Source organism: Fibrobacter sp. UWB13, from assembly GCF_900177805.1.
GTDB lineage: Bacteria > Fibrobacterota > Fibrobacteria > Fibrobacterales > Fibrobacteraceae > Fibrobacter.
The window spans coordinates 980728-993405 of the sequence record NZ_FXAX01000001.1 but is presented as its reverse complement, the minus strand read 5'-3'; the positions used below and the strand labels follow the sequence as shown (position 1 = coordinate 993405).

Annotated in this window: 9 protein-coding genes; 5 read left to right on the top strand and 4 right to left on the bottom strand. The window is 49.7% G+C overall.

Annotated elements, in window-relative coordinates; translation table 11 throughout:
- Positions 1–5: 5 nt before the first annotated feature.
- Both B9Y77_RS04175 and B9Y77_RS04170 read right to left on the bottom strand, forming a co-directional pair.
- Positions 6–1244: a hypothetical protein gene (locus B9Y77_RS04175; RefSeq protein ID WP_085490569.1), complete on the bottom strand. Its 1239-nt coding sequence runs from the start codon at positions 1242–1244 to the stop codon at positions 6–8.
- A gap of 144 nt (positions 1245–1388) precedes the next feature.
- A complete protein-coding gene (locus B9Y77_RS04170) occupies positions 1389–1880 on the bottom strand; it encodes a peptide chain release factor family protein (RefSeq protein WP_073423952.1) in 492 nt (163 codons plus the stop codon).
- Positions 1881–1913: 33 nt separating this feature from the next.
- On the opposite strand from B9Y77_RS04170, the gene B9Y77_RS04165 reads away from it, so the two are divergent.
- The 4 genes from B9Y77_RS04165 to B9Y77_RS04150 all read left to right on the top strand — a co-directional run bounded on the left by B9Y77_RS04165 (position 1914) and on the right by B9Y77_RS04150 (position 8581).
- Positions 1914–2594, top strand: coding sequence for a hypothetical protein (locus B9Y77_RS04165; RefSeq protein WP_244536504.1), 681 nt, complete (start codon positions 1914–1916; stop codon positions 2592–2594).
- 36 nt (positions 2595–2630) lie between these two features.
- Positions 2631–3515, top strand: coding sequence for a hypothetical protein (locus B9Y77_RS04160; RefSeq protein WP_085490568.1), 885 nt, complete (start codon positions 2631–2633; stop codon positions 3513–3515).
- Positions 3516–3601: 86 nt separating this feature from the next.
- Positions 3602–7708 (top strand): C25 family cysteine peptidase, encoded by a 4107-nt coding sequence (locus B9Y77_RS04155; RefSeq protein ID WP_085490567.1) that lies wholly within the window; start codon positions 3602–3604, stop codon positions 7706–7708.
- Positions 7709–7711: 3 nt separating this feature from the next.
- On the top strand, positions 7712–8581 hold the full coding sequence (locus tag B9Y77_RS04150; protein WP_085490566.1) for a hypothetical protein: 870 nt from the start codon (positions 7712–7714) through the stop codon (positions 8579–8581).
- 227 nt (positions 8582–8808) lie between these two features.
- Here the strand turns inward: B9Y77_RS04150 and B9Y77_RS04145 are convergent, their stop codons facing one another.
- On the bottom strand, positions 8809–9690 hold the full coding sequence (locus tag B9Y77_RS04145) for a YicC/YloC family endoribonuclease (RefSeq protein WP_085490565.1): 882 nt from the start codon (positions 9688–9690) through the stop codon (positions 8809–8811).
- 1 nt (position 9691) lies between these two features.
- Entirely contained in the window at positions 9692–11488 is a 1797-nt protein-coding gene (locus B9Y77_RS04140) for a homoserine O-acetyltransferase MetX (protein ID WP_254899916.1), read from the bottom strand.
- Between the two features lie 442 nt (positions 11489–11930).
- Between B9Y77_RS04140 and B9Y77_RS04135 the strand changes: the two genes are divergently transcribed.
- On the top strand, positions 11931–12665 hold the full coding sequence (locus B9Y77_RS04135; RefSeq protein WP_085490564.1) for a DsbA family protein: 735 nt from the start codon (positions 11931–11933) through the stop codon (positions 12663–12665).
- Positions 12666–12678 lie beyond the last annotated feature (13 nt).

The window sequence follows — 12678 nt, the reverse complement described above, 5'->3', positions numbered from 1 at the left end:
CGTTTTTAATTCCCGCAGGCGGAAATCACGCCCGGCGTAGGCGTGTCCGTGCACCAGGAATCCGGTTCATTACGCTTGTTCCACAACCCGATATTGAGCTGTGTACTCTTGCGTACCGCCGCCGAAGAAGACCCGATGGGGAGCGGAGTCACGTGGAGCGTATCCGCCTTGCCGTAATAGAGCGAGTCGAGAACGTTCCCGTTGCACTGCAACACAATCGAACCCGAAGTCTTGCCGAATTGCGGCATGCTTTCGGTGTACCTGTAAATGCCTGCAATGTCTGCGGTTTCTCTACTACCAACGACAAGCACTTCGTTGGGTGGGAACGTCATGGTGGCGATTTCTGCCGCACCGCTCACGTTCGAAGTTTTCCCGAGCGTGCATTTGTCCAAAACGAGCGTGTCCGTGCTGCCGTTGTAGAATTCCACGAACGTGTACTGCGTAGAATCCTTGGGCTGCACAAAGAACTCGCTGACCACGATGTCATTTGTGGTTGGCGAACGCTTCATGGCGGGTAGCTTGAGCGATACCTGCAAATTCACGTCCTTCGCAATGTCGATGGCAAGTGCTATCTTGCTGCGGAGCGATTCAATCTGGAAATTCGGAATAGGCGTGTTTTCGTCAAGCGTGAAGTCGTCTTCCATGCTGAAAATAGTCTTTCCGCTTTCGTCCTGCATCGAGATGGCGATGTGGTATTCTCGGTCGAGCTTGAGGTTGTCACTGGTGAATGTGACGTTGTCCGAATCGAACACCATGGGGTAGGTGAACGTTTCGTCTCCGCTGGTGAGCTTCATTTCGCCTTTCTTGATACCAGCAGGGTTCCCGAAACCGATAGGAATTTTCACGTAGACAAAACCGACAAGCGCATGCATCGGAATGTTCAAGTTCACGGCGGAACCTGCTTCGAGGGCTGTCGTGACTTCGCCTTTCTGCATCAAAGCACCGTTCGCGTAGAGCTTCGCTTCAAAAGTCCAGTCGTCACCCGGGAAAAGGTCGAGATTAAACGACTTCTTTTCGATGGAATGCACGAGGTGGACCGTATCCGTGCCATAGCAGTCCAGCACAAGGCTATCGAGCAAGGGTGTTTCGGTATAGTCCAGCTTGAGCGCAACGTTCGCGGTTTCGCCGATTTCGATGGTGATGGGCGCCTCTGCCTTGGATTCGTCAGAGCAATTCCAGAGTGCAAGAGCAGTAAGAGCCGTAGCCGCACAACGGCAGACGTGTTTTTTTGTTGTAGGACTCATATAACCTCCTGATATAATGGTTGGTCCTACACGTATATAACACGCAAGTTTGCTCCAAATATTCCGCTAAATTTCTGTAAATTTTTCTAAACTAGATTCCGCGCGATTGTATTTGTCATTCCGCGCGCATCCCGCAGCCGCATTTTACAAATGCAATTTACTTTTCCCGTTCTCGACGCGATTTCCTTGCAACTTCGCTGCACAGGCTTTGTCTTGCCGTAAAATCTTCACGAGCGCACTCGGACTCAGCCCGAACGCCGCCGCTGCGGCTTTTGTATCGCCGTTTTTAGTCGCCATGATGTCAAAGACGTGTGCCACAAACAGCGGAAACTGCGGATTGCTCGGCTGGATATGCCCGTTACTCCCGGGGAATTTCATCTCGACGGCGGGCGGTTCTTCGCGAACGTTTAAGGCGAGCGCCATTTGCATGCGATGGAGGGCGTGAATCTTGTTCTCTTTTGCGCTCCTGCTTTCGGAAGACTTAATTTCTAAATTATATTGTTGTAACGAAAGATGAACGCCGGTATTGGTCTTGTTCCTATGCTGGCCGCCGGGTCCGCTGCCCTGATAACCTTTCAGGGAACAGGCGCGTAAAAGTTCATCCAGATTCATTTTCAGGTAGGTATCGCGATGCATGTTCTGAAAAATAAAATAGTTCTAGCGCTTTTGGTGAGCGTTTTTGCAATTATGGCGGGTTGTGCCGGGTCTTCTCAAGGCTCTGCGGGTGAACCAACCGAGACGGCAGCCGTCCGTGACGCAAAGGTCAAAGCCCAGGAATCCCAAAAGCTTGTCATGCTCGAAGAGATGTATGAACTGTTCAAGTCCTCGGTCAAAAACCGCGCTCCGCACGATATCTTGCTTGATTTCTTGACGGACCCTTCGGAAGATTGGCTTAATGAACTCGAAAGCCACGCCAAGTCTTATGATGCCGCCGCTATGGACACATGCCAGTTCTACGAAGCCTACGCCATCGTGCTTTACAGGCTTTACGAACGCGAACACCTCTGGACCGTGCCGGATTACCGCATGCTTTACTTGCTCCTTTACGATAGCGGCTTTTTGGATGTGGTGGACCACGTGAAAATGGGACCGTTCGAAGTCAGGAACGACCGCGGAAGTGTTGGACTTGCTTCAAGCCCGAAGGTTCCGATTATGCTCTTTAACTGGGACGATACCAAGTGGAAACTCGACTTGATTGAAACGCTCCCGCTCATCACGAAGGGTGTCGAAGCGACTGCTGCGAAGAAAAACTGGACTGGTGCAAAGCTTGCCCTTTACTGGCTCGACAAAAAGTACCACTTGCAGTATTCGCGTTTGGACGAATCGTTGTTTGAGCCTATTGGTTTTTAATTCTTTTTTCGGACTTCAAATCAAGGTATAGTGTCTATGCGTAAGTTTCTTGCGGTTTGTGCGCTTTTTTCCATTCTTGTGACTTCTGCGTTTGCTGCACCCGCATCTTCTGCGAAAGCAAAGTCGGTGGGCTCGACTAAAATCTATGGCGCTATCGAAGCGAAGGATGGCTTTTTAGGCGGGCGCCTTTTTGACGTGCTCGATTCTGTCGGCGGTACGGGAACGTGGATGGAATGGGACGTGAACGGCGTTCGTGATCCGTCCGTGATGAAGGTCTTGGACCCGCTTCTGAATTCGACGAACAAGCCGAAGATGATTTGGGCGATTACCGAACGCGCAAAGCCGTTGCTTGCTGTGCTCTTGCCGAAGGGGGCGGGCGAGGTCATTGTCTTTTACGAACTTGGGGCTCTCGATGGTAAGCCGGTTCAGCTGAAGCTCAACAAGGTCCTTTCTCCCGATGTCGTGTTCAGAGATTACAAACAAATTTCTGAAAAGGAGTTCGTGCATCTCGACCGTCCGAACTTGAAAATCTCTGTGCTGGACAAGATGATTCGTTTTACGTATGACAATCCCGATAAAACCCCGCTCCGTTACGATCCCGATTTTGCAAAGAAGACTATTGTCGAAAAGCGTACCGAAGTGAACGACTATCTCGGTTTTTTGAAGTATGAATATTCTATGATGCTCCGTGCCTTTGTGCAGTCGACCCGTGGCATTTTCAACTGGCAGCCATGGCACTGGTATATGGACAAGTGGAACGCAAAATCCATGATTTCGGCTAAGGAAATCGAGATGATTCTTTCTAAGGGTGTCCCTCCGGAGTATATAACAGTCTTTAAAGCCAAGGCTTCTAGCGGCGAAATGATTGAAATGCGTACAACGGGCAACGGATTTTTAGAAATGGTCATTACAAGACCCTAATTTTAACACCCAAAAAGATGTTACCATTTGTCATGCCCGCCGCTGAGCGGGCATTTCCATTTCTGTTTTTTACTATTTTAGAATTCGTGAAGTCTATCATCAAAAAATTTCAGATTCTATTTGTTGCCTGTGCAGCAGTTTCTAGCTTGGCGTCTTCTGTCATTGAAGATTCCAGGAAACAGTTTATTTTAGACGACGAAGTCCTCAGCTCGTTTGAAGTGTCTTGTGAAGACGGTTCGGGAAAGCAATTCCATCCCGAAAATGCCTTTTTTAAGGATGGGGCTCCATTCCGCAATTATCGCTTGGCGCTGCCGTCTGGTGATAAGCCTTCGGTCTCTGTGACGAACAGCAAGCTTACTCCGCTAGGTTCATCGCTTTGCAAATCCGTTTTGATAAAGCAACAGTCCATCACGATGTCTTCGCCGTTCCTCAAGGACAATGTGTGGATGATCGATGTGCAGGTACCTCTTTATGTGAAGCAGGGCGCCTCCATCGCTTTACGTGAGAATTTCCGCTTGAATGTCAAGTTTGCATCGGCTACTGCCAGCGGTCGAAATCCTGGTGCCCGTGCGCTCATGCGTGTGGAAAATACCAAGGGAGCCTCCCAATTTGGTATTGCAGGGCGATCAAATGCAGTCTTGCGCAAGGAAGCCCGCTCTGAAATTGATGATATGGTGCAGCTCGCCGAATTTGTGGTGGGTGACGACAACATGGCGACATTTGCCGAAGACGGCATGTATGCGGTCGACTTTAAGCAAATCCGCAATTCGCTTTTGAAGGTTGTGCGCCAAAGTGAGCTCGATGGAATTTCTGTTGACAAGCTCTGCCTGTATGGTGTCTCGCCGGATACGCTTGCGGACATGGCTCCGGGTTCCAAGCTCCGTAACCCGAACCAGCTGCTTGAACTGCCCATCAAAGTCGATGACCGCAATTCCAACGGCATTTTCGATGATGGCGACTCCCTTTATTTCGTTGGCTATGGCAGCGCTTTCTGGAAACGAATCGATGCAGAACCGCTAAGCTCTCCTAGAACGAGCATGGCGTATTTCCATTCGTATTCGCCGTATTCCTCGACCCAGCATTTTATTTTGGGATACAAGCAAGTGGGGAAGGGGCTCCGCCTAGAAACACTCTCCGAACCGAAATCTACGCCGAAGGATATTGAATGGCTCCGTTACGTCCGTGGCGAAAAAGACGTGCTGTTGCGCGATACTTATTATGGAAAGTCCATTGACTGGGAAAAGACGACCGGTAAGGAATGGTTCTGGGTTTGGCATGCTCGAAAAGATACGACTGTAGTTTCCTCTTCGGAACTGGGCTTGCACATGCCGACTACGGAATTGCCGGGACTTGTTTCTGGCGGTAAAGGTTTTGTTGCGGTTTCATTTTTCCCGTACCGTTCTTTGAGTTCTTCTAAAGATGTCGACCAGTCTACAAGCTATAAATTCTCTACAGCTTTTAGTTATGCCGATAGAATTAAGTTCATTCATTTTGGAATGAGGGTAAATGACGAATTCCATTCGAGATTAAAAGCGCAAGAAGATTACTGGAATGATGGTACTATTTTGCCGGGCTGCAATTTTGCAATGCAAGTCTATTCCCTGAAAGAGTCCGGGAACGAATATGAATTGACAATATACCCCAACGATTACCAGTACGACCGCTTTGATGGCTATTCTGTCGCTTACCAGTGGGATCCGACTGCGGTTTCTATAGATTCTGCGGAATGGATGTTGCCGGGCTTTGCTACTGGCATTGTCCGCATCCCGGTGGGCAAAAATGAAAATCTCCGCTTGGTAAAGTTCAAGGACAATGTTCCCGTAGGGTACTTGAAGGTTACGAACGGGGTTGCTGTTGATAGCATCGGTTACAATGATGATGTCCGCTATTTGCTTTTGAATGGCAAGGACCGCCGCAATGCGGATCGACGTAAGACGCTCTCTATTGAGGGGATTCCGCTTGCCTCGCAGAACGTTGTGCAGAAGCTTTCGCAAATTTCTTCGAAGACGGAATACCTCATCATTACGCCCGAAGAATTCCTGGCGCCTGCCGAATCTTTGGCGGTGTTCCGTTCTAGTGACAAGTCTGCAAGCCCTCTTCAAACGGCTGTTGTCGCTGTCGAAAATATTTATAGGCATTATACTGCAGGCAGGCTTTCGCCGATTGCGATTAGAAACTATATCGCTTATGCCCGTAGCGTTTGTCCGGACTTGCGCTTTGTGTTGTTGGCGGGTTCCGGTCATTACGACTACCGTGGGTTCAACGCCAAGTATGGCAAGAACTATATGCCTCCGTTTGAAAAGGAATCTTCTGTGACGGAAGATTTCTTTGCCGCTCTCGATTCCGGTGAAGTCGTGCGTAGCGGTAAAATGTACGATTTGGATTTGGCTTTAGGGCGTTTGCCTGTTTCTTCTGTGGATGAATTCTATGGCTACGTCAGTAAGGCTCGCGATTACGACGAAGTGAATTGGTTTGATCAAAGTGAATGGCGTTCGACGCTCTTGCTTGCTGCCGATGACGATCGCAATTCTGTTGAGAAAGATATTATCGAGCATACGGGTTACCAAGAAACTTTGGCAAGAGCTATCGATGCAGTTGCGGCTTCGCAGGGTTTCCGTTTGAACCTCAAGAAGATTTACCTCTTGGATTATGTGTTCGATGCGGCGGGGCAGAAAATGGATGCCATGAATGACTTCTTGAATGTCATGAACCAGGGCGCCTTGATGACAACGTATTTTGGACATGGTTCAAAGGTGGCTTGGGCTTCAGAAGGCTTGCTTAAAAATTCGTACGTGTCGAAACTATCCAACAAGAAAAAGTACACTGTGCTGAATTCTTTTGCCTGCACTGTTGGGCGCTTTGATGAAGGCGATACGAGGTCTTTGTCGGAAACCTTTGTGATGGCTTCGGATGTTGGTGCTATTGCCGCTATTGGTGCTGCTCGCGAAACGTATGCTGGCTCGAACGAAGTCTTTGCCCATAACTTTATTCGTCGCGCACTGGGCGAAAATGGTATTTACCTAGGGGTTGCCTATATGAAGGCGAAAGACAGCGTTTATAGCGGTGCGTGCGACAAAGATTGCATGTACAATGCAGAACACTTTGTCTATATTGGCGAACCGGTCATCCGTATGCCGCTCGCCGAGAAGAAAATTAAATTTGATAACCCGGTGGATTCTATCATGGCTCTGGACAAGATGAAGTTGTCCGGAACGGTATCGGGGATGTCTTCGGGCAATATTTCCTTGACGCTTCGTGAAGGTCGATTTGAAAAGAAATTTACGTCCGTCAATGATGTGACGACGCCTGTTCTTTACGATGGCGCTCTTATTTATTCCGAAGTTATTCCAGTTGTCGGCGGCCGTTTCGAAACCGAATTTGTGACTCCGAAAAAGCTCAATATCGGTGATACTCTTGCGGAGTTGCGTGCTTGGGCTTATTCTTCAAATGATGTGGCTATCGGTCGCTCTCTCGAACAGAATATTAAGATTGCGGGTATTTCGAATTATGCGGACTCGCTGGACGACAAAACGCCTCCGTCGATTAGTATCCAGTCGTGCTATGCGGGCTCTTCGTCTTCGTTCTCCAATAACCAGTTTGTCAAGATGCAGACTCCGGCATGCTTGCAGGTCGTTATAGAAGATGAAACCGCTTTGGATTACCGCGAACAGGCAGATGAAGGTATCACGTTTGATATCATCGGTGTGGAATCCCCGTACCATCCGGCTCCATTCCTGGAACAGTCTTCGAAACGCGCTGTTGCCCGCAAAACGTTGACTACGGAAGCGTTCCCGCCGGGAACCTATACGTTCAGGGTGCGCGCCTTGGATGTGCTTGGAAATCTCTCTATAAAGTACGTCAATCTCCAGATTACGGAGTCTTTGCAGGTCGGGCTCACGGATGTGTTCAACGTCCCGAATCCGGTCGGCAAAAAAGGCACGACATTCTACTTCAAGAATCTCGCTCCTGAATCCGATTCGAGGGTAACGATATTCATTTACAACCAGCATGGCAGACTCGTTAAGGTCATTAAGGATGCCAAGTCCGGTGTCACGCACTGGAATGGCAAGGACAATTACGGTCGTTTGCTTGCTAATGGCTTGTACCACTATGTAGTACGGAACGAAGTCAAGACTTCCGGCTCTAAAACTCAAACTTGGACTAAAAAACAAAAACTGTTGATTTCGAGGTAAATAATGGAATTACGTGAAAAACCGGGCAAAGTGCAAAAGCTTCTGGAACTATCCCTCCGCTTTCGCCTGATTTTTGTGTTGTTGATGGTTGGCTTTTCTGTGGCGTTCCTCGCGACAGGCTGGCAGCAGATGGCTTCTCTCCCGTTGGGCGCTTCTGAAGCGCTTGGCATGTGGGTGGCGAACTTTACGAATGTGGCTTCGGCTTGGCATTCTTCGCAGTACATCTTTGTCGCAGCGCTTTCGATGATTGTGCTCTTTTCCGTCTTTGGCGGGGTTCGCGGTGGCGTGGGCGGCTTGCTAGCTCTCGCTGCTTTTGTGGGTTCGCTGTTTGCCTTGGGCGGTGACGAAGACTTGCTCCTGATTTTCTTTGCCGTGTTTGCGGGTGTTGCACTTTTGCTCGTGCTTTTTGCCAAGTGGAGCGTTGCCTGTGCGCTGTTCCCGTTTGCACTTTCGTGGCTATTGCTTACGGGATTTGTAAGTTGGTTCCCGTTGATGATTGGCAAGGCTTGGCTCATGTGGGCTGTGCTTAGCGCTATCGCTTTCTCGGGCGTTGTCGCCTGTGCTCTGATTGCAGGCAAGGAACTCGGTGAAGGAACGCCTTCTGCAGGCGCTCTCGTGAAGGCGGGCAAGAGAATGCTTGCTCCCGTGATTATAGCCTCGCTTCTCGCACTTTCGGCGCTTGTGATTGATATGAGCGTTGTCGTGGACTGGAAGAGGATCGGCTGTGCCGCCATTCTTTGGCTCTCGTTTAACGTGTGGTTCTTCGGTTTCACCTTCGGGACGATGTCCTTTGCCCCGTGGGAACGCATCCGCTCCGGCTCCCGCCGCGTCAAGATGACCGACAAGAAAAAGAAATCCACTAAAAAGAAGTAAATCTTACCATGTCATGCCCGACTTGATCGGGCATCTCCATTTTAACCATTACCAAAAAGCGTCCCGTGCGATTTGCACGAGACGCTTGTTGTTGGAGTGTGGATGTTTTATTCTTTCTGATTATAAGTTAGATTGTTTTGAAGCAAAAAGCCCTACTTTCGTAGGGCTTTTTATGGATAAAAAATCCATGTTGAGAAATAGTGTTGAGAATTTCCGTGCGTGTTGATCTACGCTACGTTCATGCTTTGCTCGCGGATGCACTCAATCTCGTTTTTGAGCTCGATGGCAAGTGCTGCGATTTCGGCGTTCTGGCACTTGGTGCCAAGCGTATTCGCTTCACGGCCCATTTCCTGGAGGATAAACCCGAGGTTCTTGCCCTGGGCGCCACCCTTGGCGAGCGCGTCGAGGAACAGCTTGTTGTGGCTGCGGAAACGCGTGATTTCTTCGTGGATGTCGAGCTTGTCTGCCATGATGCAGGCTTCTTGCAACAGGCGGACATCGTCGATTTCGGAATCCTTCATGAGCGTATTGATGCGTTCGCGGAACTTGACCTTCCACGTTTCAATGCGCTGCGGATCGAGGACTTCGACTTTGTCGATGACTTCGTTCAGGTGTATCACGCGGCGGGTAAGGTCTACGGCGAGGTTCGCGCCTTCCTTTTCGCGCATGGCGATGACACCGTCCAAAGCCTTGTCGAGTTCAGCCTTCAGGTGCTTTTCCCAGACTTCGTTGTCGCCGTTGCCGTCCGTGAACTGCAAAACTTCAGGGATGGCAAGTACATGTTCGAGCTTGATGTCGCCTGCAATGCCGTACTTCTTCTGCATTGCCTTCGTGATTTCCACGAACTTTGCCACAGCGGCTTCGTTGTAGCAAACGGGAATGTTCCCGGCGTTGCCTGCGCCAAGCGTAATCGAAAAGTTCACGGAACCGCGAACGAGCTTGTCCTTGATTTGTGCCTTGAAATCGTTTTCGAGGTAGGCGAAGTTCTTTGGAATCTTGCTCGAAATTTCGAGGAAACGGCTGTTCACGCTACGCACTTCGATAACGCACGTGATTCCTTGCAATGTGGATTCGCTCTTGCCGAATCCGGTCATGGAGATAATAGACATTCTAAACCTTCTTCGAAATCGTAGCGATGACGTGTTCGGCGCCGAAGTTCGGGAGACCAATGGCGGTCAGGAACTTGCTTATCTTGTGTTCATTCTGGAAGTGCAGGTTTTCAATCTTGAATCCTTCCTTGTTACACAACGTATAGAAGTCCTTGAGCGTAAGCACGCGAATGTTCGGCGTGTCGTACCATTCGTAGGGGAGTTCCTTCGAAATCGGCATACGACCGTGGAGCATCAGGCTTCCGCGGGCAGACCAGTGGCCGAAATTCGGGAACGTCACAATGACCTGCTTTGCAACGCGCAAAAGTTCGTTCAAAAGGGCCACCGGGTCGCGGATTTCCTGAATCGTGCGGTTGATAATCGCGTAGTCGAAACTTCCGTCCTTGATGTCCGTGAGACCACTTTCATCCAAGTCGCGCTGGATAACTTGTACGTCTTTTTCGAGGCAGTCTAGAATTCCCTTGATGTTCTTTTCGATGCCAAAGCCCGTGACGTTTTTCTTGCGGATAAGGTAATCTAGCAAGTCGCCACTGCCGCAACCGAGGTCGAGTACATGGCTACCTTCCTTCACGAGCTTGCTGATGCGCTGGAAGTCGCTCTGGTCGTGGAATACAGGCACTGCCTGCGTTCCGTTCTGCGGGATAATCTTTGAATCGAGGAAACGGCCCACAGCCTTGCCGAGTTCACCCACTTCAATCAAAAATCCGTCATGGCCAAATTGCGTGTCGAGTTCGAGGCTCGTCACGGTCTTGCCGGTGTTGAGGAGTGCGCTTGTAATGCGGCGGCTCTCGTGCGGCGGGAAAAGCCAGTCGGTCGAAAGGTTCACGTTCAGGACTTCAGCCTTGATGCCCTTGAAGGCGTTTTCGATGCTGCCGTATTCCGTTTCGAGGTCGAATGCGTCGGTCGCATGTGCAATGTGCAAATAGCTGTTCGCATCAAAGCGATCGACGAACTTCGTTCCCTGATAACGTAAGTAGCTTTCAATTGGGAGGTTCAAGTCATATGGCGTCGAGTAAGTGACGGCGTGGCTTCTGTTTTCCTGGTCCTGGGCGCGCTTGAACTTCTTCTCCATGCCCACTGCAGAGAGGTATGTGATGTGCGCAAGCTTGCGGGCGTTCGCAAGGCCGATGTCCGGTCTTGTCTTACCTTCTTCGTAATAGTCGCCACCGTGGAAGTTCGGGTCTTGCGTGATGACATCGCGGGCCACCACTTCAAAGCCGAGCGCCTGGCTCGAGAATCTGGGCGAGCTAGCAATCACGATGATGCGCTTTACCTGTTCCGGGTAGTAAATTGCCCATTTCATCGCCTGGAATCCGCCCATGGATCCGCCGATGACGCTGTAGAATTCCTTGATGCCGAGACCGTCTGCAAGTTCCTTTTGGGCGTGTACCATGTCGCCTATCGTAATGGTAGGGAAGGTGCTGCCGTAGGGCTTGCCCGTGCGCGGGTTGATCGTTGCTGGGCCAGTAGAGCCCTTGCATCCGCCGAGGATGTTACTGCAAACTACAAAGAATCGGTCTGTATCGATAGCCTTGCCAGGTCCGATGAGTTCATCCCACCAGCCGGGCTTCTTGTCATTTTCGGTGTACCAGCCGGCGGCGTGCGCATCAGCGGTCAACGGCGAACAAACCCACACGGCGTTATCGCCGGCGGCGTTCAATGTGCCGTACGTTTCGTAACGGATGGTCAAGGCAGGGAGCGTCTTGCCGCTTTCCAGCAAAAAGCCCTGTTCACCATAATCCTTGTTGAAATCCTTGGGGATTACGGGACCAAACGATTTATGCAAATATTCACTCATATGCATAAAAAATAGTAAAATGTTTGGTTCTTGGTCGTTCGCCTTTTGTCATTAGTTAAATGTCTTTCGATGATAGCTTTGCGACAATAACATTTGTCTATTGTTACTTATACCATTGACTAATGACCAATTACTATTGACCACTGACCAATGACCACTGACCATTGACTAACAACTACATTGTAAATTCTTTTCGTGCGATTTTAGTCACGTTTTTTACCCACCACACTTTTGTAACTTATTGAATTGCTTATAGTTACGGACTTCGATTTGTGAAAAATGGTCAAAAATTCGGATTTTACAATCGATTTTAATGGATACAGATGAGACGATTGTGTATGCTTTTTTGATGATTTTCTCCAATCAAAGTAAGTTTTCGTTATTATATTTCTCACACATCGTGGGCTGATTGTGCCCCAAAGTTTTAACTCAAAGGACTAAAATGAAACGTCTATCTCTCATTGCTATGGCTCTTGTAGTCTCCGGCCTCGTTGCTTGCAACCAAGCTTCCGCTGGCGGTTCGTTCAACCAGCAGGCTCGCCTCGATTCCCTCGAAAAGGATTTCAAGCAGGTCAAGGAAGAATTTGAAATCATCAAGTATGCTCTCGACAAGCGCGGCATTTCCCTCGAACAGGCTCGTGCCGAAATGGAAGCTGACAACAAGGTCTGGGACATCCCGGATGATGAAAGCCCGGTCTTTGGCAACACCAAGAATCCTAAGCTCACGATTGTCGAATTCACTGAATTCCAGTGCCCGTACTGCTCTCGTATCGCTCCGACCATGCAGGAACTCAACAAGAAGTACCCGAACGAAATCAAGTTCGTCTACAAGCACTTCCCGCTTAGCTTCCACTCCAATGCTAAGGCCGCAGCCGCTTCTTCTATCGCAGCTCAGAAGCAGGGCAAGTTCTGGGAATACCGCTATGCTCTCGCACCGCACTCCCGCGAACTCTCTGACTCCGTCTACCTCGCTGTCGCTAAGGAAATTGGCCTCAACGTCGAACAGTTCAAGAAGGACATGGTTCTCGATTCCGCTATGAGCGCTCGCATCGACAAGGACTTCCAGTTGGGCGTCAAGGTCGGCGTTCAGGGTACCCCGAACTTCTACATCAACGGCAAGCGTCAGGATCGCTTCAGCCCGGAACTCGTCGAAAAGATGTTGAAGGAAGCGAAGTAATTACGTTTTCAGG

Coding starts and splice junctions, on each gene's coding strand:
- B9Y77_RS04145 (WP_085490565.1), bottom strand. CDS start 9,690: ATGTCTATTATCTCCATGACCGGATTCGGCAAGAGCGAATCCACATTG.
- B9Y77_RS04160 (WP_085490568.1), top strand. CDS start 2,631: ATGCGTAAGTTTCTTGCGGTTTGTGCGCTTTTTTCCATTCTTGTGACT.
- B9Y77_RS04170 (WP_073423952.1), bottom strand. CDS start 1,880: ATGCATCGCGATACCTACCTGAAAATGAATCTGGATGAACTTTTACGC.
- B9Y77_RS04175 (WP_085490569.1), bottom strand. CDS start 1,244: ATGAGTCCTACAACAAAAAAACACGTCTGCCGTTGTGCGGCTACGGCT.
- B9Y77_RS04140 (WP_254899916.1), bottom strand. CDS start 11,488: ATGAGTGAATATTTGCATAAATCGTTTGGTCCCGTAATCCCCAAGGAT.
- B9Y77_RS04135 (WP_085490564.1), top strand. CDS start 11,931: ATGAAACGTCTATCTCTCATTGCTATGGCTCTTGTAGTCTCCGGCCTC.
- B9Y77_RS04150 (WP_085490566.1), top strand. CDS start 7,712: ATGGAATTACGTGAAAAACCGGGCAAAGTGCAAAAGCTTCTGGAACTA.